A 20,436-nucleotide genomic window follows, 5' to 3' on the forward strand; every position below is an offset into this window, starting at 1 on the left:
TCCTGATAAAACATCTTTTGCTTTTCAGCCGTGTTTTTCTGGAGTTCTTTCCTATTACAGAGAACCTTTGTGTTCCGGCCCAACGGCGCCGTAATCACTGATAATTTTCCAGCTCACGCTGCCGCCGCTGACGCCTGCGGGCAACGCAAATTTCGCTGTACTTTGCGGCGCGACATAGGTCACGTTTTTCACCTCTTTGCCCGCCACGCTGATTTGCATAAAGTTCATATAAAAAGGCGTCGGGTTGGTAATTAGCAGGCTGTCGCCGCTGCGCTGCCAGGTGAGTTTGTCTGCCACATCTTCAGGTACACCTTTCAGACCCGTCGGGCGGAAAATCAGCTTGATGCGGTTTTTGACCGCAATTTGCAGGGTGTTCTGGTTACTGGAAACTTCCGCAGACGGAATAGCTTTGATGTTCATCCAGTACAACGACTCCCTGTCATTGGGCAAATTACCGCCCGCGCGAACCACGCGCAGCACGTTCTGTTGCCCACCGTCGAGACGAAACAGCGGAGGCGTCACCATAAAGGGGGCTTTCTCAGCGCCACCAGTGGTGGTATCAACCCAGGACTGCACCAGATAAGACACCTTGTCCGGGTTACTGACGCTCAGTGAAGACTCCTTCTTACTCCCGTCATAAATCAGGCGTGTCCCGCCGACGACGACACCCGCCTGGGCTAAAGTTGAGGTGACCAGCAGTACAGCCAGTATTGAGCCAGTAAAAATTTTCATCTTAGTTTCCTGTCGAGGAGATAAAAAATGGCCGGCAATATCGCCGCCGGCCAGTTCACTCATTGCCTGCCACGACGGGCAGAGAATTAGTTGTAAATGACGCTGAAGTTCGCCACGGCGTTCGCAGGACCTGCGGTAACGGCGGTGGTATATGACTTATACCGCGCGGTAAACGGCAGATCGTTCATGGTGCTGCCAGACTGCAGAGGGTAAGCCGTAGACGGTTGAGCCAGAGGCACAATGCCGCTTGCATCAGAGAGCTGAATGCCTACACCTGTTGCCACACCGGAGTCCTGAGTCAGTTGCAGAATGCTGTTGTCGCCAGCCACCGCCGTGCCGTCAAACTTAATGCTGGCGGTAGAAATCGTTATCGGGCAGTTGGTCAAGCGGATGTTGAAGCTCGTGGCTGCAGCGGTATCTCCGGCGCTCACGAACTCAGATTTAGCGACCTGACCCAGGTTAACCTGCAGTGGGTTAGCGACGGTGTTGATAACATCGCAACCTGCATCGATAATTTCACCGGTGAAATTAACCTGACCCGCAGCAGCGAATGCGTTAGCCGCAGACAGAACAGCAGTAGCAGCGATAGCCATAGCGATTAAATTCTTTTTCATAACGATATCCTTTATTTATATAAGTAACGCCAACGAGTTCAGGCAATACGGCGCCCATCAATTACACCAGGGTAATTGATCATTCTGTTGAACATTTCCTTGCTTCATCAATTGAGTTGTACAGTGTGGTTTTTATGAATAACAATTAAATTAATCCCTGAAAGAATACTTTCAGCCTGTCAGACTGGAACGCCTGACGAAAACTGACTTGCATTCAAAATTAATCTAAGTCATCAACTACCAATTCACTGCATGAATCAATTTTCATTAAAACACGCACTAAACTCAAGGTGTTTTTTGGTGTAATTTTACACCGCAACATTTATTCACTTAATAAAAGTTCTTTACCATAATGCAGCCACTTATTAACGTCGTAAGAATATTCTTATGCGTGCATGGAGTGATGTAAATGACTGTATATGAACAACAAAAGCATTTTTTCCCTGAGGAGAAAAACCTCAGAAATAAAAAACCCACTGCTGAAATAGAAAAACTCCTTTTTCATCTCACGCCATTTTCTAACAATTTTGAAACAAAAGATCGCCAGACGATTAACTATATGGATGATGAAAAGAGAAAGTGTTTTTTGTTGCATCAAGGTAGCGTGTCGCTGTACCGCAGCGTTGACGGCATGGTGTTAAATACCGAGTCTGCACCTTTTATTTTTGGCATGAGTACGCAACTGACGGATCCGGAATATCTTTTTATCCGTACCCATGAAGTTTCCGAAGTAAGTTGGATGCCACTGGAAGTCGCCAATCAGGTTATTGCTGACAATAACCTTTGGCGATCCTTATCTCAGATGCTGATATATACCGTGACGCGGGTTTACGATCACTGCACCAAAATATCGTCACTGTCGTCCTACGATATTATTCGTTATCAACTCTATGAGTTAATGAGCGAACCCGAAGCCATTCGTCACAGCGTGACGATCGCTAACTATGTGCAAAGCCGTACATTTTTATCGCGCAGCAGCATTATGAAAATCCTGGCGCAGCTCAAAACCGGAGGGTACATCACCACCGACAAAGGGTTGCTGTTGGCTATCCATAACATTCCGTTGAAGTATTGATGTACGCTCAGGCGCTCTGTTGCTAAATTTAAAGCAAGAGTTTGCAACCTGATACGTGCTGATATGAAAGAGTCTTTCCTGCAAGATATGACCACGCTGGCGGAGTCTCAGGCAACGCGTGATCTCATCGATGTGCTCACGCCATATGTCGTTTTTGAGGATGTTCCCCCCCGCACGCAATTGTACTTTTCCATTGATGGCGTGAACATGTGCTACATCCTGCAGTCTGGCCTCGTCAAAATTGGCAGAAGAACGGATGACTTTGTTATTTCATCCTTACCCACACCGAATATTATGGGCATTACCAACATGATACCGGATGCGTCGGGCCTGTTTCTTGAGACACTGAGTGTTGCGAAGATAGCGACCTTACGGTCGGAACGCGCCCATGAAATCATTGCAGATAACAATGCCTGGAAACTGTTAGTCGGCCACATCACCAAGATCACTACCAACCTTTTTAAAAACAATGTGATCATGACGGCCCCGACCTCCTACGATGTGCTGAAATTTCAGCTACTGGCGTTGATGCGTGAACCCGACAATCTGCGCCAATCCACCTCTGCAGCAAAATACATTCTGGAAAGAACGCGCCTGTCACGCAGCACGGTCATGAAAATGCTCGCGCAGCTGAAACAGGGCGGGTATATCGAGATGGAAGACGGCGTGCTGAAAGCCGTTCACCGTTTACCGGATAAGTATTGAGGGAAGCGACACCTTACTGCGCCACATGGATCCGCTTTTTAATATCCTTCAGGAACAGCGTGATGGTGAAGGTCATCATCACCAGCAGCGTCCATGAACCCCATTTGCCGACATGTACCGTCGCCCACGCCCCCAGCTGATTCGGATAACGCCATACGCCGAAGAAGGTGCCCATGTTTTCCGCCAGCCAGATAAAGAAGCCAATCAGCGCGAAGGCCACCAGCAGCGGCATTTTATAAGGCCGGTCGTATGGGGTGAAAATGACCGTCGAACGGGCGTACATCCCCAGCGCAACGGCGGCAATATACCCGCGATAGTCGCCGATAAAGTGATGGGTAAAGAAGTTGGCATACAGCGCCAGCGAGAGCAAAACGGCATGCAGAATCGGCGGATGATGACGAATTTTCAAATCCAGCAAACGCCAGCACTGAATGAGATAGCTGCCTACCGCCGCGTACATAAATCCGCTGAACAGCGGCACCCCGCCTATTTTGCTCCAGCCCGCTTCCGGGTAGCTCCACGAGCCAATGGCCGAGGAGGTTTTAAACAATTCGAGAGCAAAACCGAGCAGATGAAACAGGGTGATGGCTTTGATTTCGTCCAGGCTTTCGAGCCGGGTGAAATACATGGTGAACTGGATGGCTAACGCAATAAGCAGCAGCAGATCGTAACGCGAGACGCCCATCAGGCCCGTACGCGGCACGCAGAAGATCGCCACAAAAAACAGCCCCGCGAACAAACAGGCGCGCAGTTCCTTGATGCCGAACCACAGAAACTCCAGGCCGTAGCGCCTGACGCCGATAAGGCGAGTAGCGGGCGGGTCCATCAAAAACGGGTCGATACGATTGAGCACTTCCGTTCACTCCATGATAGAAAGCGCTCATTGTGCCATAAGCGTTATCGAAGAATAGCGATAAAGAAGACGGTGAACACCACCGCACCTATCATCACCAGGAGTGATATGCCCAAGGCTTTCCAGTTGGATTCCATCAGCCCTTTTTGTTCAAGATGCCTGGCAATAAAAGGCCCCTGTAATTGCTTCATGAGAAAAGCTAAAGCGACAATCAGCGATACCGCAAACGGGGTGGCCGGTCCATCGTCCGGCATGAGCATTGCACCAAACACCCCGGCCAGAGTAGCCAGGGCCGTTAACCAGTACGTCAACCTCGCTTTATGCACTTCACCCAAGCGTTGATAATTCATGCCTATCAATATTCCGCCCACCAGAACACTGCCAATAACAGCGGCAATCACTACCCCTGGCAGACTGAATAACTTATAGGCTGGAATATTGTGTTCATCATTTCCATTTATATTTTCCAACTCTGACATATAATCCCTCAATAATTAATAATTCCATGATTTTATTAATATAAACCGCTGTGGTTTTATCATAGAAAAAGAGAATTACGAAGGACCGCAGGACAGATACACAGGCCGGTTTTACCGGCCTGTGAGAATAAAGAAACTTACCCCAGTATTTCCTTCAACACCGGACCAATCGCCTCGAACGCCTGCGGGGAGATGATGTCCACGTGGGCGCAGTTCTGGCGATAAACATCCAGTTCGTTGACCCATGGCGCCCAGGCACGGTGCGGATCCTGACCCGGCATTAGCGTTTTTTCGGCCACGAACAGCGTGGCTTTGCCATCGAACGCCACGCTGTGCGCAGTGGTCAACAGGCGCACCGCATCGGCGTAGTTGCCTTCAATCGCGCTGAACAACTCGCCTGAAGCCTGCCCCTGCTGGGCCGCCAGAAACGCCTCGCGTTCACGATTAATTTCCGCCAGCACCTCTGGATCCAGACCGTTGGCCTCTTTCTCTGACCAGTTCTGCGTTTCTGGCGGCCAGGTATCGAGCAGGCCGAGAAACGCCACCGCTTCGCCGCGCTGACGTAATCGGGCGGCGATGCCCTGCGCCAGCGTGCCGCCGAGCGAATAACCAAACAGATAATAGGGCCCATGCGGCTGCTGTTGCAGCAGCGTCGCCAGATGATGCTCGCAAAGCTGGTCCAGATTTTCCACGCTGGCCATCGGCCCTTCCGGGCGCGGCGACTGAATGCCGGTAATCGACCAGCGCGGGCTCAGCCAGCGGGCCAGGACGCTAAACTGCCAGGCAAAACCCGACGCCGGATGGAAGCACCACAGCGTCGGCCCACTGCTTTCGCGTAACGGCAGCAGCGTTTCATAGCCCAGACGCTGGGCCTGCGCCTCGTTCACCGAGTCCAGCAGATGGCTGAGTTTGCCCACCGTGGAGGCGACCATCACCTGCCCCGGCGTGACCTGGCGAGCAAAAGTGCGGCTGAGCTGTGCCGCCAGACGCATCGCCAGCAGGGAGTGCCCCCCGAGGGCAAAGAAATCCGCATCGACATCGTGAATTTCACACCCGAGCAGGGCGCTAAACGCCTGCGCCACCGCGATTTCAGTTTTGCTTTCTACCGCGCGACCCGGCGTTTTTTGCGCCAGATCCGGCAGCGGCAAGGCTTTACGATCCAGCTTGCCGTTGGCGCTCAGCGGTAACGCGGAGAGTTGCAGCAGCGTGACCGGCACCATATGCGGCGGCAACCTGTCGCGCAGCTGTTCGAGTAAGGTATCGCGGTTCAGCGGCAGGCCGGATTCAGACACCACGTAACCCACTAACTGGCGCGCATCGCCGCCGATGGCCGTCGCCTGATTCAGCACGCAGGCATGTGCCACCGCCTGTGCCACATCCGGCAGGCTGAGCATCATGCGGTCAATCTCACCGAGTTCGATACGCTGTCCGCGAATTTTCAGCTGATCGTCGCTGCGACCCAGGTATTCGACCGCGCCATTCGCAAGCCAACGCGCCACGTCCCCGGTGCGATACATCCGCTCGCCGGGGGCAAAGGGATCGGCGATAAAGCGGCTGGCGGTGAGATCAGGACGGCCCATATACCCCTGCGCCAGCTGGATGCCGGTGAGGTATAAATCCCCCGCTACGCCGAACGGCACCGGGCGCATTTGCGCGTCCAGAATGCGTAAACCGGTATTCCATACCGGGAAGCCAATCGGCACGCTGTGTCCGGTCACCACTGCCAGTTCCGGGCCAAACGCCGGATACCAGCTGACGTCCACCGCCGCTTCCGTTGGCCCGTATAAATTGTGCAACGGCGCGCCGGTGAGCTGTTCCCATTCGCGACACAGCGCGGTCGGCAGCGCTTCGCCGCTACAGAACACCTGTTTCAGCGTGCGGCATGACGAGACATTGTCGTCGCTGAGCGATGCCACAAACGCCGCCAGCATCGATGGCACAAAATGGGTCGTGGTCACGCCAAAATCGGCGAAGAACTGCTGCAACGCCTGCGGGTCGCGGTGCGCGTCCGGCTCCGCCATCACCAGTTTTGCCCCGGCGATAAACGGCCACCAGAACTCCCACACCGACACGTCAAAACTGCACGGCGTTTTCTGCGCCACCACATCGGCGGCGGTCAGCGGATAGTGGTCCTGCATCCACAGCAGGCGGTTGACGATCGCCGTCTGGCCGACCATCACCCCTTTCGGGCGGCCGGTTGAGCCGGAGGTGAAGATGATATAGGCGGTGTGCTGTGGACGAGACAACGCCAGCGGTGCAGCGTCGTCGACCGCCAGTGGCTCTGCGTAACAGAAGGTCTCGATGCCGGGGAACCGGCTGAGCTGATCGTCAGAGGTTATCAGCAGCGAAGGCTGGGCATCTTCCAGCATCATCTGCAGGCGATCGTCCGGATAGCCGGTATCCAGCGGCAGCCAGGCCGCACCTGCTTCGACTATCCCGTGCAGCGCCAGGGTTAAAAATACCGAACGGGGAAGCGCCACCGCCACGCTGTCGCCGGGCTTCACCCCGCGATCGCGCAGCACTTTCGCCAGGGCCACCACCTGTTGGCGCATCTCGCGATAGCTGAACTGTAAGCGGGCATCGGCCAGCGCCGGTGCGTCCGGCGTTTTCTCCGCCTGCGCCGCCACCAGCGCGCTGAGCGTGGTGTCCGGGAGCATCATTCCGGTGTCATTAATCTGTTCCAGGCGCTGATATTCATCTGCCGAGACCAGGTCCACCTCGCCGCAGCGAAGTTGAGGATTGGCGGCAAACTGCGCCAGCAACGCCTGCAGACGCGCCACGTGCTGTTGCAGTTCATGTCGATCATAGCGCTGCTGATTGGCCAGCACTTCAATCGTCAGGCCCCCCTCTTCATCCGGGAACAGCGCCAGCTCGAGGTCATTCACCGGCCCGGTTGCCAAAGTGTGGGTGGTGGCACGAACGCCGTCGATATCCAGCTGATAATCGAAAACTTTGATGTTAAACACCGGGCCAAACAGCGGCTCTTCTCCTGCCGCCTTGCCTGCATCACGCACAATTTGTTCGGCGTCGTAACGCTGATGGCGGCGCATTTTCTTGAGCTGCGCCCCGAGTCGAGTCGCCAGCTCCGGCAGGGTTTCTTCCGGTGCGATCGTTACCGCCAGCGGCAGCACGTTCAGCACCGGGCCGGTGGCGGTCAGCGCCGCAGATCCCAGACGACGCATGAAGATATACCCCGCCGCGTAGTCGTTGCGCCGGCACAGACGACCAAGCCACAGCGCCGCCAGCGCCAGGGCTAAATCGGTGCGTGGGCAGGCTGTTGCGGCTGAAATTTGGCGGAAGGCGTGAGGGCAGGCAGCCAGCTTCAGCCGCCAGATATCGGGGCTGGCGGCGCGGCCCGGCAACGGGGCGGCAGACAGCGAGGCCGGAGGCGGCAGCTGTTGGCGCTGTTCAGCCCAGAACGCACCGTCCCGCGTCCAGCCCTCGCTTTCACGGTAGCGCTGATACTCTTCGACCACTTCGGCAAACGGCGTGAACGGAGAGTCAGGTAAGGTTTCCTGGCGCTGTAAGGCGCGGTAAATATGGACTATCTGGCGGGTAATGGCCGGGAAACTGAAGCCATCCACCAGCAAATGGTGATAACGCTGATACCAGTACCAGCGGGTATCCGCCACCCGGAGTAGCAGATGGCACACCAGCGGATTGCCGCTGTCGACGCGGGTATTTTGTGCTAAATCGGCCTGCATGATGTTCATCGCGGCGGCGTGCGGGTCAGATGCCTGCCGCAGATCGTTCACCGCCGCCACGCCCGGCGGCAGACTGTCAGCCAGGCTCTGCCACGGCTCGCCGTTCTCTTCGCCAAAGTGCATCCGCAGGGTATCCGCCTGCCCCAGGCCAAGCGCGATCGCCTGCTGTAAAAGCGGGGCATCAATCTCGCCGTCGAGTTCGACGTAATGGGCCACGCTCCAGGCGTTCGGCAGAGTGGAAAGCTGTTCCGCCATCCAGATCCCCGGCTGCGCCGCGACCAGCGGTAAACGTTCAGTCATGGGGCACTCCAACAAAATGAGCAGGATTCAGAAGCGTCCAGCGGGCGGCCAGCCAGGCGTTGCAGACGTCCGCGCTTTGCGGCTCGCAGACCACCTGCCAGCCCTCAGGCAGCGCACACTGCTGCGGCCAGAGGCTGTACTGCTGCTGCGCATTTTGCAGTATATAAAACTGCCCTTGCGCATCATCGAAAGGGTTACTGATTTGCATACCAAACTCCTGTCGTAAAGTGCGCGTTATGCGTCGAGCAGCGGCTGCCAGAGCGCTGTCAGCCCTGCCGTCAGCCCGCCGCGCCAGCACAGCGCATCGTGTCCGCCGTCAACCTGACGCCAGAAAACCGGCTGCTGGTGCTTGTCTAATTGTTGTAAGAGTGCCTGATTGGCCTCGAAGATAATCGGCTCGCGCCGCCCGGCTTCCAGCCAGATGCGCAGGCCGTGCGGCGAAAATTCACCGCGAGAAAGTTTTGCCGGGATAACGCCCCCGTGACGATCGCCGCGCGTCGGCCACCAGTAGGATCCGGACTGACTCAGCACACAGCCAAACCGCTGCGGAAAACGTAGTCCGGCAAACATCGCCGCCATCCCGCCAAAGCTCTGGCCTGCGACAAGGGTGCGCCCAGGGTGTTCGCTGTGCGGGGCGAGGCGCTGGATCTGCGGCAGCAATTCGGTCTGTAACGCCTGCCAGAAATCGGTATTGCAGGGCAATTCTGCGCTGCGATGAACGGTGTCGATGGCATCGATTAAGACGTAGACCGCCGGGGGAAGCTGGCCTTCGCGGGTCAGGCGCGCCAGCGGCGACCAGACCGGCATACTTTCGGCCCAGAACTGCCCATCCAACAGCAACGCCAGTGGGCGATCGGGCGAGGCATTGTCTCCGGGGGTGTAAATCCACACCCGGCGGACATTACCCAGGCGCTGACTGCGCCAGTCAATGCACAGCGGCGGGTTGTACGGCACCTCAGGCAGATCCCAGCCGGGCTGAAGCGGCGCATCGGGGAGTGAAAGTGCCGACACCGCATGCCCGCGCCCGCCGCGCCAGCTATGGCGATTGAGCGGATCGGCTATCGCCTGCGGGAGCAGCTTTCGCCAGCCTTCGCGCAGCAGCTGCCTGTCCGGGGCGTCACCGTTAAACAGCGCCGGGGAAAAATCATCGTCACGCTCGCAGGGAATAAAACAGTAGCTGCCGCGCCAGCTGGCGGGCAACCGGGTTTGCCACTGCCAGACGTCGGTGCCGGGCAGACGGGACAGCGTCTGCGGCACCGCGTTCTGGTGGTGATCGGTCACGCCGGTGATGTAAATCCACACACGTTTTATCGCCGAGTGGGACTCGCTTCCGGCCGGGTCGCGCCAGTAAAAGGTGACGTGGCACAACGCCCCTTCCCTTCGCCACTGCGGGCCGTCAATGCGTTGCCACCAGGCTGCACTCCCTGTCGTTACCGTCTCCGCCACGTTAACCCCGCGCTGTATGTGGAATTTTTTGTTACACCCCAAAAATTATTGATAATATTATTGATAACTATTTGCATTTGCAATAGCGTATTGGCGCGCGTTTTACTTTCCTTCCCCTGACCTCTGACAGGGGGTTTATTCGATACAGCAGGACGTTGGCTAATGAACAACAAACTCAAATCCCTGGCCTTACTGGTCAATCTGGGTATTTACGGGGTGGCATTCCCTCTGCACGCAGAAGAGACCGAAAAGGCGACGACGGCAGAGACGGGCGAAACCATGGTCGTCACCGCCGCTCAGCAAAACTTGCAGGCACCGGGCGTGTCTACCATCACCGCCGATGAAATTCGTAAACGCCCTCCGGCCCGTGATGTCTCCGAAATTATCCGTACCATGCCCGGCGTGAACCTGACCGGGAACTCCACCAGCGGTCAGCGCGGCAACAACCGCCAGATTGATATTCGTGGTATGGGCCCGGAAAACACCCTGATCCTGATTGACGGTAAACCGGTAACCAGCCGGAACTCGGTGCGTCTGGGCTGGCGCGACGAGCGTGACACTCGAGGCGATACCAGCTGGGTGCCGCCAGAGATGATTGAGCGTATTGAAGTGATTCGCGGCCCGGCGGCGGCGCGTTACGGTAACGGCGCGGCGGGCGGGGTGGTGAACATCATCACCAAAAAAGGCAGCGACGCGTGGCACGGTTCCTGGGATACCTATATGAACCTGCCGGAACATAAAGACGAAGGCTCAACCAAGCGCACCAACTTCAGCCTCTCCGGCCCGATGGGCGGTGATTTCAGCTTCCGTCTGTACGGTAACCTCGACAAAACGCAGGCCGACGCCTGGGACATCAACCAGGGTCATCAGTCAGAGCGTACCGGCATTTATCAAAACACCCTGCCCGCCGGACGGGAAGGCGTGGAAAACAAAGACATTAACGGCGTGATGCGCTGGGACTTCGCCCCGATGCAGTCCCTGGAGCTGGAGGCGGGCTACAGCCGTCAGAACAACCTGTACGCCGGGGATACCCAAAACACCAACACCAATGCGTTCGTTAAAGAGAACTACGGCAAAGAGACCAACCGTCTGTATCGCCAGAACTACTCCCTGACCTGGAACGGCGGCTGGGATAACGGCATCACCTCCAGCACCTGGGCGCAGTACGAGCACACCCGTAACTCGCGTAAAGGCGAAGGCCTGGCGGGCGGCACCGAAGGGATTTTCAACTCCAATCAGTTTGTGGATATCGACCTGTCCGACGTGCTGCTGCACAGCGAAATCAACCTCCCGGTCGATTTCGTCTTCAACCAAACGCTGACGCTGGGCACCGAGTGGAACCAGCAGAAAATGAAGGATATGGGCTCGAATACCCAGACCTTTATGGGCGGCCCGATCCCGGGGGTGAGCAGCACCAACCGCAGCCCGTATTCGCAGGCAGAAATCTTCTCCCTGTTCGCGGAAGACAATATTGAAGTCACCGACAGCACCATGCTGACTCCGGCGCTGCGCTTCGATCACCACAGCATCGTCGGCGATAACTGGAGCCCGTCGCTGAACCTGTCGCAGGGTCTGTGGGATGATTTCACCCTGAAAATGGGCATCGCCCGCGCCTATAAAGCGCCGAGCCTGTATCAGACCAACCCGAACTACATTCTCTACAGCAAAGGCCAGGGCTGCTACGCCAGCACCAGCGGCTGCTACCTGCAAGGGAATGAGGACCTGAAAGCCGAAACCAGCATCAACAAAGAAGTGGGCCTCGAGTTCAAACGCGACGGCTGGCTGGCGGGGGCAACCTGGTTCCGCAACGATTACCGCAATAAGATTGAAGCGGGCTATTCGCCGGTGTACACCAACGGCAGCGGCACCGATCTGTATCAGTGGGAAAACGTGCCGAAAGCGGTGGTTGAAGGCCTGGAAGGAACGTTGAATGTGCCAGTGACCGAGGCCATCAACTGGACTAACAACATCACCTACATGCTGCAAAGTAAAAACAAAGAGACCGGCGATCGCCTGTCGATCATCCCGGAATACACCCTCAACTCGACCCTGAGCTGGCAGGTGTATCAGGACTTCTCCGTGCAGTCGACCTTCACCTGGTACGGCAAGCAGCAGCCGAAGAAGTACAACTATAAAGGCCAACCGGCGACCGGCAGCGAGCTGAACGAAGTTAGCCCGTATAGCATTGTCGGCCTGAGCGGCACCTGGGATGCCAATAAATACGTCAGCCTGACCGCGGGGATCGACAACCTGTTCGATAAACGCCATTGGCGCGCGGGCAACGCCCAGACCACCGGCGGCGCGACGGGCTATATGTACGGCGCAGGCGCCGAGACCTATAACGAGTCTGGCCGAACCTACTACATGAGCGTGAACACACACTTCTAAGCATGAGGCCAACCCCTCTCCCACCGGAGAGGGGTATCACCATGAACATCCAGCCCAGCACCTTTTCCCTCGGCGGTCTGACGCTTCACCGCATTGATTTCGACCCCGCCAGCTTCACCGATGCCGATATCTTGTGGCTGCCCCATCACGCCAAACTTCAGCCCGCAGGCAATAAACGTAAAGCGGAACATCTCGCCGGTCGTCTGGCGGCGTTTCATGCCCTACAGCTGCACAACCTCCGTCACATCCCGGATATCGGCGACAGCCGACAACCGCTCTGGCCGCAGGATGTTTACGGCAGCATCAGCCACAGCGGCACCACCGCGCTGGCCGTGGTGGCAAAACATCCTGTTGGGGTGGATCTGGAGTCTATTTTCACGCCAGAAATGGCAAATGAGGTTGTCGGAAGCGTTGTCACCCCCGACGAGCGCCGCGTGTTGGAAGCCAGCGGCCTGCCCTTTGAGCTGGCGTTAACCCTGGCATTTAGCGCGAAAGAGAGCCTGTATAAGGCCTACAGTTTTGCGGCCAGCGAACTGCCGGGGTTTAACGAGGCACAGGTTATCGCCCTCAACGCCGGGCAGATAACGCTCCGTCTGGCCGAGGCATTTTCTCCAGCCCTGGCGGGGGAAATGTGTCAGGTTCACTGGCGGCAAGACGGCCGCCAGGTCATCACCCTACTCTCTAAAACTCTCCAGTCGGCGTAGCTGCTGCCCATTAGCGTCAACATTACGCTCCGCCAGCCAGGCCTGCAACGTGGCGTCAATCGCGGGCCATTCAACGTCGATAATTGACAGCACGTCGCTGTCCCGGCTTCGGCCTTTACAGTGCATTTTTGTCTCCTATACTGACAAAAAAACGTCAGGACATCGCCATGCCGCTACCCGATTTTCATGTTTCCGAACCCTACACTCTCGGCATTGAACTGGAATTGCAGGTCGTCAATCCGCCAGGGTTCGACCTCAGTCAGGACTCTTCCGCGCTGATTGCCCTGCTTGGCGAGTCGGTCAGCGGCGGGGAGGTCAAACACGATATCACCGAAAGTATGCTGGAGATTGCCACCGGGGTGTGTCACGACATCCACCAGGCCAGCAGCCAGTTTTCGGCCATTCGCCAGGCGGTGCTGGAAGCCGCCTCGCACCAGCATGTGCAAATCTGTGGCGGGGGCACCCACCCGTTTCAGAAATGGCAGCGCCAGGAGGTGTGCGATAACGAGCGCTATCTGCGGACCCTGGAGCAATTCGGTTATCTCATTCAGCAGGCGACGGTGTTTGGCCAGCATGTTCACGTCGGCTGTACCAATGGGGACGACGCGATTTATCTGCTGCACGGGCTTTCCCGCTATGTGCCGCATCTGATTGCGCTCAACGCCGCCTCCCCCTATTTGCAGGGCGCGGACAGCAAATTTTCCTCATCACGGCTGAACGTGTTTTCCGCCTTCCCCGATATGGGGCCGATGCCGTGGGTCACTAACTGGTCAGAATTTGAAGGGCTGTTCCGTCGCCTGAGCTATACCGACACCGTCGACAGCATTAAGGACATCCACTGGGATATTCGCCCCAGCCCGCGTTTTGGCACGGTGGAAGTGCGGGTGATGGATACGCCGTTGACCCTGGCGCAGGCGGTGAATATCGCCGGGCTGATTCAGGCCATCGCCAGCTGGCTGCTGGAAACCCGGCCATTTAAGCATCAGGAGCGCGATTATCTGTTGTATAAATTCAACCGCTTCCAGGCCTGCCGCTATGGGCTGTCGGGCGTGCTGACCGACGTTCACTCCGGGGAGCAATGCACGATTGCCGACGACCTTCAGCGCCTGCTGGAGACCGTTGCCCCGTGGGCGGAAACGCTACAGGCCAGCAGCGCCATTGATGCGCTGGCCCGCCAGGTGAAACAGGGCCACAGCGAAGCTGACCGGATGCGTGAGTTCATCGCCGATGGCGGGTCGCTGATTACGTTGGTTGAAAAACATTGTGAGATTTGGGCGGCGTGAGGCACAAGCGCGCCGGGAGGGTTGCTGCCCGGCGACGTTTCCCGGACAATGTCTTTTTTAACTGCCGATTAACACCACCATGAAGCATCCGCTTGAATCCCTGATAACCGCTGGCGGCATTTTGCTGATGGCATTTCTGTCCTGCCTGCTGCTGCCCGCCCCTTCCCTGGGGCTGACGTTGGCGCAAAAATTGATGACCGTATTCCATCTGATGGATCTCAACCAGCTGTATACCATCCTGTTTTGCATCTGGTTTCTGCTGCTGGGCGCGGTGGAATTTTTGCTGCTGCGCTTTATCTGGCGGCGCTGGTTTTCATTGGCGGACTAAGCCGGTGAAATCACGCATGCCGTCCACCAGCGCTTCGCACCATGCGGCATAATCATGGCCGCTTGACGACGAATGGAAGCTGACGCGATACCCTTTTTCGCGTAGCACCTGCTCAAATGCCCGCGTGTTGGGGTAATTCCCACCGCCCGGCCCGCGGGTTTCAAAAATGCCTGCCTGCAACCAGAAACGCACCGGATAGCGCGGGGCCTGCTGATACTCGCGCGTCAGCCAGCCCGGCGCTTCACCTTTTGGTGCCCACCAGTAGGAACCCGATAAACTCAGCACGTTGCCAAACAGACGCGGATAGCGCAGTGCGACCCACGCGGACGCCAGCCCGCCATAGCTCGATCCCGCCAGCACCGTTTTCTGTCGCTGCATATTCAGCCCCTGACGATGCAGCCACGGCAGCAGTTCATGAGCCATAAAATCGGCAAAGTGCGGATTGGGCGGCAGTTCGGCGCTGCGTCTGGCGTGATCCAGGGCATCAATAAACACCACGTTAATCGGCGGCAGCACGTGACGCGCAATCAGGTCGTCCAGCACGTTGGCAACGTGATAATCGTCCTGATACTCCTTGCCATCGAACAGCAGCAGCGTCCAGCGCGCGGGCTGCGGCACGCGTGGGCGATAGATTTTGATTTCGCGGGTGTTGCCGAGAAAATCGCTGTCTAGTTGATGACGGGTCAACTGACCATAACGGATCGGCTTGTTCATGCGGCTTAACGTGCAGTAACGGGCAGGATCCAGCGCCAGCAGTGAATAGCGCCTCCTGCGATCGTCTCCGGGGTGCAGAGTCTCTGGATTAAGCGGATCGGCCTGGCCGCTGAGCATTATTGCCCGCTGCTGCTCGCGCGCAGAGCCGTTCACCCGCGGCACGTCGGGAGCCAGTTTGTACTGCATCAGGGTATCAGCGGGCACCACATAGCTGCGAAACCAGACGTCAGACCCTGCCAGGCGGAATAGTGGATCCTGCTCTCCGGCCGGGGAGCCAATCAGATAAACGTTCTTCTGCGCGCCGCGCCACAGAAAGGTCACGCGCTTATGATGGCTGTCGAACGGTTCCACCAGCGGCGTGCCCTCCTGCTGACGGGCCTGCCAGAAAGCATCCGTGGTGGCACCGCTGGCAAGCTGTTTCGCGAGCTGTTGCAGTACCGGACTGGCAGGTTCGAGGGTGCTAACGCTGATATCAAATTTTGCCTTTTGCGTTTCCTGGACTGCGGGAGAGTCGCTGGCAACCGCCGCGGTGGAGATCGTGCTCAGGCCAAGTAACAGACCACTCCATGCCATCTTCATTGCGCTTACATTCCTGTAGAAATGGGCTAACAACGTTAATGCAAATGGGAATGGTTTTCAATATCGCTTTATGGCGAGATAATTCTTTTCAGAGTTGGGATAAAAGAACCATCTGTGTTGCTTCATTTTTTATGACCCTCGATGGTGTAAAACCTGAGCATCCGGCCTCACCACTCGCCGTAAGGGTAGGTTTTACCTTTGATAACCTCTTTTGTCTCATCAGAATATCCATCCGGGATCGAATAGTCGAAACTCGCCAAAGTGCTCCCCTTACAGCCATCCAACTTATCACCGGACAACGTGGTGATTTTTTTAGGTTCCACCGGAACACTACCCTTACCCCCTACGGTATTTTGTAACCAGACTCTGACCTTTCCTCCTGGCGCCAGACCAAACAACAGGGTGTCGTACCAGGCTTTATCGCCATAGCGATCAACGCCGGTAGAAATACGCATCTTGTTCCGTAGTGACTCCGGAAAGGAAATGCGCGTTTCATACGTTTTTTTATCGATTATTGAATCCCAGCAAAACAGCATCGCAACCGGGGGATGCCGGGCTTTATTAAATTGCGCATGCCGTCTGACCTTGTTACTCCATGTGCCTACCGTCACCCAGCTGTCTTCCGTGCTGTCGAGGGTTCTGTACGAATAGAGAACGTTTTTGTCATCAATAATGCCGACATAAGTCACTCTTGCAGGAAGAGCTTTCGGGGTAAAAAACGCAAACTCCCATCTCCCATGAGGCATCTCACCGGTTTCCTCAGGCGTAACGGTTTCAGACGAATGGCAGCCGGAGAGAAACAGCAGGAGAGCGAGATAAATCGGCTTGCCGCATTTCATTTTTTATTACCATTCATGTTGTAGATTGTCCGCTGCCAGTTTTCATCTGGTCGATTGACAAAGCCTATTGTCTCTGAGGCAGAAGCCCCTCCATAAATGCGCATATTTTTATCAAACGTGATGCTGTTCCAGTTAGCTGAGCAGTGGATATAATCCTGTGCAAGAAGATCAATTTCCGCTGAAGTAAAGGAATCGAAAGTTCTCCCTGAGCGAACTGAAGTCGCTGATGAAACTGCCTTTTTAACTAAGGGGTTTAGCTCAGATGGAAAGAGGAGTTCCTTGTATTCATTATTTATTGGCTTAAACACCACACCCGCCTCCTGCGCAGCATCGATCATCACCCGCAGCACCACTTTGGACCAGTCGTTCTTCACCAGCCTCTGCTTCATGGTCAGCGCTGCAAAGGCCCGTTTTTGCATGCCCTCTGTGCGATGGGCTGGCATTCGCTCATCTTCCCAGACGTCTGCGCTGATGGCATTGGTGCGGACAATCGGGGCTATCACCGAGGAAGACTCCAGTACCGGCAACTGCCCAAAAGCGCGCCGGTAAACCCGCGTCATCTGAGGCGGCGTTTTCAGTGGCACCGTTTCGGCTTCCGGGCGAGTCAGGTAGATATTTTCACGCGTAACGGGCAAATAACCACCGCCGATATCGGAGTGCGCACCGGGCAGCGCCAGTTCCGGCCAGGCAGGCTTGACGCTGTTCAGGGCGAAATTAAAGCGGCATTCATTTTGCGCCGTAATATGAAATACCTTCTCCGCCACGCCTGGGCGCAACACGATATTGACCTCTCCGGTATTCGCCGCGTGGGGATTCAGGCCGTTTTGCGGCGTGCCGATGGCGGCGACGATATCAAAAATGCCGATAAAGCGGGTATGACCCGTAGGAGAGCCGACATAATTGACCTCTCCCATTCCGTAGCTTATGGCATTGGCAATCGCTCTGTCTTTTGACTGAATACGGTTGGCAAAGTGGCGTGCAGCGGCAGCGCCACGACTAAAACCGAAGATATCAAACCTGAGCTCGGTTACCTTGAGCGAGGGCACGGACGTAAATTCGTTAGCGTCATCGAAGAATTTTTTTAAGACTCCCGTAATCCGCTTCACCGCTACGTCAGTCTTCGCCATCACGCCTGTGTCGGCGACGCCCAAGGTCAGTCCAATCAGGCTGTCCGGCCTTCCGGCTTCAGTGCCGATCCCCTCTACATAAATCGCCGCCTGGGCCTGCCCGGACTCAATAGATATGTCCGTTTTATACAACGTATTTAGCCAGTGAATATTCGTATAGCCACCGATATAGCTGGTGGCTCCGGTACCTGACACGCCCATTTTTTCCTGAGCCGTTCGGGCCAAAATACTTTCTGAATCGGGGTCAGAGAGATAGTAGTGGGCGGCGGTACAGGCCGTCAGCATATTCTGCGTATTGACCGCGTTATTACCGGTTCCATCAAAAAAAACGCCCAGGGTCAGGATAATATTATGCGTGGCTGGCTGGTGTTTTTCATTCGCTAGAAATAGTTGATTGTCGTTATCCGGCAGGATCAGGTTACTGAATTCTGTATTGGCGATAAGATGTTTACAGCGAATATATTCATAACTCACAGCAATACTTTCACTGTCGAGAATATCAGAAACCATAACCGTCATAATATCCTGAATAGCCGCCCCGCGAAGTTCTATCTGATAATATTTCTCCTGCCGTCCATAGTGATTAGTGCGATAAAAATCAAAGCTTAGCTGCAAGTTTTCATTTTCATTAATCGCAGTAACCAGCAGAGCGGTACTTTTGTCTATCGGCTTCGTGAAGCGCAGTCCATGATGGTTAACGCCGTTTGATGTGTTCGAGCTATGGGTAGAAAGCTGATAAACCAGGATCTCATTGGTGTGATGATGCTGAAATCGATTACCAATGGAATCGAATGTCCCACAACCGGAGGAAATGTCACCCTGACGATCGCCTTTCATTCTTAAATAAACAACATTGCTCATACCATGACGTCCTGTCTCTGGATAAATTCATATCCATGCGAATAATTTATTGTTACCAGTGTACGTTTTCGTCAGGATGAATAGTGTCTGCTCGATCATATATTTTTTAACAAAAAACGGGGCTCAAGAAATAAGCATTACGTTTGAGCTCAGCATAAAAAACTGCACCTTACTCAGTTGGGTTTCAACCTTTGGGGTGCAGTCAATTTTGCAGGCAATGCTGAGCGCACTAATGCGCGCGGCTCTGATTTTCTTTGCGCCACGCACCGGGCGGTTGTTTAAAGGTGCGGGTAAAAACGCGGGTAAACGTTTGTTGCGAGTCAAAGCCGTACTTCAGGCAAATGTCATACACCTTCTGATCGGTCGCGCGTAAATCCTCCGCCGCCAACCGCAGCTTACGCTCGCGGATATAGCGCCCGAGACTTTCCCCCTTCTGCTGTAAAAACAGACGCTGCAGATGCCATTTTGAATACCCCGCGTGGCGGGCGACGTCGTCAATGCGCAGCGGCTGGTGCAGGTTGTCGTCAATCCACTCGACGATGGTGTCAATAACCTGAGCGGAAATCGTCATACCTTCCTCCCCTCTTCATAACGCAATGGTGGTCATTCCCACCAGGCATGGAATTGTTGTTCACGATTGGCGACCCAAACAGGCTCACCCTGAACCGGCGTTAACAGGCGATAATTTTTACCTGTGCTGGCTTTTGCCAACTGTTTGTATGGGTCATCCCAGGTGTGCTTTGCCAATACAAAGCGTCCGGAGTGGCCCGGCAATACCGCACGGGCGTTGAGATCAACCGCCGCCTGAGCGGTCTCTTCCGGTAGCATATGGATGTACTTCCAGTCCTGGTCGTACTGACCGTTCTCCATAATGGCTAAATCGACATGACCGAACTGTTCGCCAATGGCTTTGAAATGCGGGCCGTAGCCGCTGTCCCCGCTGTAGTAAATGTTCTTCTCCGGCGTGACAAACATGAAACTGCCCCACAGGGTCTGATTACGCTTCAGCCCACGGCCTGAAAAATGCCGGGCAGGCAGGACGTGGACGCTCAGTTCGTCGCTGATGTTGACCTGCTGCTGCCAGTCGGCTTCGGTGATTATCCCGCCGTCCATTCCCCAATAACGCAGGTGTGAACCGACACCGAGCGGGGTGACCACCCGTTTGATCTTCGGCATCAGCCCTTTGATGGTGGCGTAATCCAGGTGATCGTAATGATCGTGAGAGATGACCAGCAGGTCGATGTCCGGCATGGTCTCTGCCCGCCACGGGTACTCCCCTTCAAACGCTTTGTTGAGGAAAGAGAACGGTGCGGCGTAGTTGCTGAATACCGGGTCAATCAGAATGCGTTTTCCAGCGAGCTGTAAATACCATGACGAATGGCCCAGCCAAATCATCACGTCCTGCTGCAACGCCAAAGTGGCGAGATCGGTTTTCACCATCGGTAAAGGCTGCGCCGGACGCGCATTGGGGCGCTTCGTCGTCAGGAACTCCCACATTGCAACGGGCATACTTTTTTGCCCCGAATAGCTCGGAGTGGGCTGCTGATTATGAAACTGACCGTCGTGATACTGGGCGGAGGTTTCCACAGCATTGAGCTGCTCGCCCTGCGGCGCCTTGCCAAAACCGGCATTCAACACGAACGGTAAACTCGCTGCACTGGCAATTAACATGATGACAACCACACTTAAAAGAAGACGCTGCATA

Annotated in this window: 18 protein-coding genes and 1 pseudogene; 6 read left to right on the forward strand and 13 right to left on the reverse strand. The window is 55.6% G+C overall.

The features are described from left to right. Window positions 1-54: 54 nt before the first annotated feature. Both ACG0Z5_RS11425 and ACG0Z5_RS11430 read right to left on the reverse strand, forming a co-directional pair. A complete protein-coding gene (locus ACG0Z5_RS11425) occupies window positions 55-732 on the reverse strand; it encodes a molecular chaperone (protein WP_394447422.1) in 678 nt (225 codons plus the stop codon). 86 nt (window positions 733-818) lie between these two features. Next, window positions 819-1,346: a fimbrial protein gene (locus ACG0Z5_RS11430; RefSeq protein WP_394447424.1), complete on the reverse strand. Its 528-nt coding sequence runs from the start codon at window positions 1,344-1,346 to the stop codon at window positions 819-821. Window positions 1,347-1,755: 409 nt separating this feature from the next. On the opposite strand from ACG0Z5_RS11430, the gene ACG0Z5_RS11435 reads away from it, so the two are divergent. Both ACG0Z5_RS11435 and ACG0Z5_RS11440 read left to right on the forward strand, forming a co-directional pair. Beyond that, a complete protein-coding gene (locus tag ACG0Z5_RS11435; protein WP_394447426.1) occupies window positions 1,756-2,421 on the forward strand; it encodes a winged helix-turn-helix transcriptional regulator in 666 nt (221 codons plus the stop codon). A gap of 63 nt (window positions 2,422-2,484) precedes the next feature. After that, the gene (locus tag ACG0Z5_RS11440) at window positions 2,485-3,126 is read left to right on the forward strand and encodes a winged helix-turn-helix transcriptional regulator (protein ID WP_394447429.1); all 642 of its coding nucleotides are present in this window, start codon (window positions 2,485-2,487) and stop codon (window positions 3,124-3,126) included. Between the two features lie 13 nt (window positions 3,127-3,139). Here the strand turns inward: ACG0Z5_RS11440 and ACG0Z5_RS11445 are convergent, their stop codons facing one another. The 5 genes from ACG0Z5_RS11445 to fes form a co-directional block, all read right to left on the reverse strand. After that, on the reverse strand, window positions 3,140-3,979 hold the full coding sequence (locus ACG0Z5_RS11445) for a DUF817 domain-containing protein (protein WP_394447431.1): 840 nt from the start codon (window positions 3,977-3,979) through the stop codon (window positions 3,140-3,142). Between the two features lie 44 nt (window positions 3,980-4,023). After that, window positions 4,024-4,458, reverse strand: coding sequence for a hypothetical protein (locus ACG0Z5_RS11450; protein WP_394447433.1), 435 nt, complete (start codon window positions 4,456-4,458; stop codon window positions 4,024-4,026). A gap of 137 nt (window positions 4,459-4,595) precedes the next feature. Continuing rightward, window positions 4,596-8,462 (reverse strand): enterobactin non-ribosomal peptide synthetase EntF, encoded by a 3,867-nt coding sequence (gene entF, locus ACG0Z5_RS11455; RefSeq protein WP_394447435.1) that lies wholly within the window; start codon window positions 8,460-8,462, stop codon window positions 4,596-4,598. Then, the gene (locus ACG0Z5_RS11460; protein WP_319626883.1) at window positions 8,455-8,670 is read right to left on the reverse strand and encodes an MbtH family protein; all 216 of its coding nucleotides are present in this window, start codon (window positions 8,668-8,670) and stop codon (window positions 8,455-8,457) included. The genes entF and ACG0Z5_RS11460 overlap by 8 nt, the downstream gene beginning before the upstream one ends. Before the next feature lie 26 nt (window positions 8,671-8,696). After that, window positions 8,697-9,908, reverse strand: coding sequence for an enterochelin esterase (gene fes, locus ACG0Z5_RS11465; protein WP_394447437.1), 1,212 nt, complete (start codon window positions 9,906-9,908; stop codon window positions 8,697-8,699). 162 nt (window positions 9,909-10,070) lie between these two features. Here fes and ACG0Z5_RS11470 point away from each other — a divergent pair, with 162 nt between their 5' ends. Continuing rightward, a complete protein-coding gene (locus ACG0Z5_RS11470; protein ID WP_394447439.1) occupies window positions 10,071-12,296 on the forward strand; it encodes a TonB-dependent siderophore receptor in 2,226 nt (741 codons plus the stop codon). Between the two features lie 41 nt (window positions 12,297-12,337). Continuing rightward, on the forward strand, window positions 12,338-13,000 hold the full coding sequence (gene entD / locus ACG0Z5_RS11475) for an enterobactin synthase subunit EntD (protein WP_394447442.1): 663 nt from the start codon (window positions 12,338-12,340) through the stop codon (window positions 12,998-13,000). Here entD and ACG0Z5_RS11480 read toward each other — a convergent pair. After that, window positions 12,971-13,117: pseudogene (locus ACG0Z5_RS11480) on the reverse strand (GNAT family N-acetyltransferase); the annotation flags it as partial. The gene entD and the pseudogene ACG0Z5_RS11480 overlap by 30 nt on opposite strands. Window positions 13,118-13,167: 50 nt before the next feature. Between ACG0Z5_RS11480 and ACG0Z5_RS11485 the strand changes: the two are divergent. Together ACG0Z5_RS11485 and ACG0Z5_RS11490 are read left to right on the forward strand one after the other, a co-directional pair. Beyond that, a complete protein-coding gene (locus ACG0Z5_RS11485) occupies window positions 13,168-14,283 on the forward strand; it encodes a YbdK family carboxylate-amine ligase (protein ID WP_394447444.1) in 1,116 nt (371 codons plus the stop codon). 79 nt (window positions 14,284-14,362) lie between these two features. Then, window positions 14,363-14,611 (forward strand): DUF1158 domain-containing protein, encoded by a 249-nt coding sequence (locus tag ACG0Z5_RS11490; protein ID WP_394447446.1) that lies wholly within the window; start codon window positions 14,363-14,365, stop codon window positions 14,609-14,611. Here the strand turns inward: ACG0Z5_RS11490 and ACG0Z5_RS11495 are convergent. The 5 genes from ACG0Z5_RS11495 to ACG0Z5_RS11515 form a co-directional block, all read right to left on the reverse strand. Beyond that, on the reverse strand, window positions 14,597-15,904 hold the full coding sequence (locus ACG0Z5_RS11495; protein ID WP_394447448.1) for an alpha/beta hydrolase: 1,308 nt from the start codon (window positions 15,902-15,904) through the stop codon (window positions 14,597-14,599). The two genes, ACG0Z5_RS11490 and ACG0Z5_RS11495, sit on opposite strands and share 15 nt — an antisense overlap. A gap of 167 nt (window positions 15,905-16,071) precedes the next feature. Further along, window positions 16,072-16,743 (reverse strand): DUF2931 family protein, encoded by a 672-nt coding sequence (locus tag ACG0Z5_RS11500; protein WP_394447450.1) that lies wholly within the window; start codon window positions 16,741-16,743, stop codon window positions 16,072-16,074. Continuing rightward, the gene (gene tssD / locus ACG0Z5_RS11505) at window positions 16,740-18,731 is read right to left on the reverse strand and encodes a type VI secretion system tube protein TssD (RefSeq protein WP_394447452.1); all 1,992 of its coding nucleotides are present in this window, start codon (window positions 18,729-18,731) and stop codon (window positions 16,740-16,742) included. Before tssD ends, ACG0Z5_RS11500 begins: the two co-directional genes overlap by 4 nt. A 229-nt stretch (window positions 18,732-18,960) precedes the next feature. Next, window positions 18,961-19,302 carry a RamA family antibiotic efflux transcriptional regulator gene (locus ACG0Z5_RS11510; protein ID WP_394447454.1) on the reverse strand — a complete coding sequence of 114 codons (342 nt, stop codon included), beginning with the start codon at window positions 19,300-19,302 and terminating at the stop codon, window positions 18,961-18,963. Window positions 19,303-19,334: 32 nt separating this feature from the next. After that, window positions 19,335-20,435, reverse strand: a complete 1,101-nt coding sequence (locus ACG0Z5_RS11515; RefSeq protein ID WP_394447456.1) for an MBL fold metallo-hydrolase — start codon at window positions 20,433-20,435, stop codon at window positions 19,335-19,337. Window position 20,436: the final 1 nt, after the last annotated feature.

The sequence above is a fragment of the Scandinavium sp. M-37 genome (assembly GCF_043558715.1).
Taxonomy (GTDB): Bacteria; Pseudomonadota; Gammaproteobacteria; order Enterobacterales; family Enterobacteriaceae; genus Scandinavium; species Scandinavium vulneris_A.

Coding starts and splice junctions, on each gene's coding strand:
- ACG0Z5_RS11425 (WP_394447422.1), bottom strand. CDS start 732: ATGAAAATTTTTACTGGCTCAATACTGGCTGTACTGCTGGTCACCTCA.
- ACG0Z5_RS11430 (WP_394447424.1), bottom strand. CDS start 1,346: ATGAAAAAGAATTTAATCGCTATGGCTATCGCTGCTACTGCTGTTCTG.
- ACG0Z5_RS11435 (WP_394447426.1), top strand. CDS start 1,756: ATGACTGTATATGAACAACAAAAGCATTTTTTCCCTGAGGAGAAAAAC.
- ACG0Z5_RS11440 (WP_394447429.1), top strand. CDS start 2,485: ATGAAAGAGTCTTTCCTGCAAGATATGACCACGCTGGCGGAGTCTCAG.
- ACG0Z5_RS11450 (WP_394447433.1), bottom strand. CDS start 4,458: ATGTCAGAGTTGGAAAATATAAATGGAAATGATGAACACAATATTCCA.
- entF (WP_394447435.1), bottom strand. CDS start 8,462: ATGACTGAACGTTTACCGCTGGTCGCGGCGCAGCCGGGGATCTGGATG.
- ACG0Z5_RS11460 (WP_319626883.1), bottom strand. CDS start 8,670: ATGCAAATCAGTAACCCTTTCGATGATGCGCAAGGGCAGTTTTATATA.
- ACG0Z5_RS11470 (WP_394447439.1), top strand. CDS start 10,071: ATGAACAACAAACTCAAATCCCTGGCCTTACTGGTCAATCTGGGTATT.
- entD (WP_394447442.1), top strand. CDS start 12,338: ATGAACATCCAGCCCAGCACCTTTTCCCTCGGCGGTCTGACGCTTCAC.
- ACG0Z5_RS11485 (WP_394447444.1), top strand. CDS start 13,168: ATGCCGCTACCCGATTTTCATGTTTCCGAACCCTACACTCTCGGCATT.
- ACG0Z5_RS11490 (WP_394447446.1), top strand. CDS start 14,363: ATGAAGCATCCGCTTGAATCCCTGATAACCGCTGGCGGCATTTTGCTG.
- ACG0Z5_RS11495 (WP_394447448.1), bottom strand. CDS start 15,904: ATGAAGATGGCATGGAGTGGTCTGTTACTTGGCCTGAGCACGATCTCC.
- ACG0Z5_RS11500 (WP_394447450.1), bottom strand. CDS start 16,743: ATGAAATGCGGCAAGCCGATTTATCTCGCTCTCCTGCTGTTTCTCTCC.
- tssD (WP_394447452.1), bottom strand. CDS start 18,731: ATGAGCAATGTTGTTTATTTAAGAATGAAAGGCGATCGTCAGGGTGAC.
- ACG0Z5_RS11510 (WP_394447454.1), bottom strand. CDS start 19,302: ATGACGATTTCCGCTCAGGTTATTGACACCATCGTCGAGTGGATTGAC.
- ACG0Z5_RS11515 (WP_394447456.1), bottom strand. CDS start 20,435: ATGCAGCGTCTTCTTTTAAGTGTGGTTGTCATCATGTTAATTGCCAGT.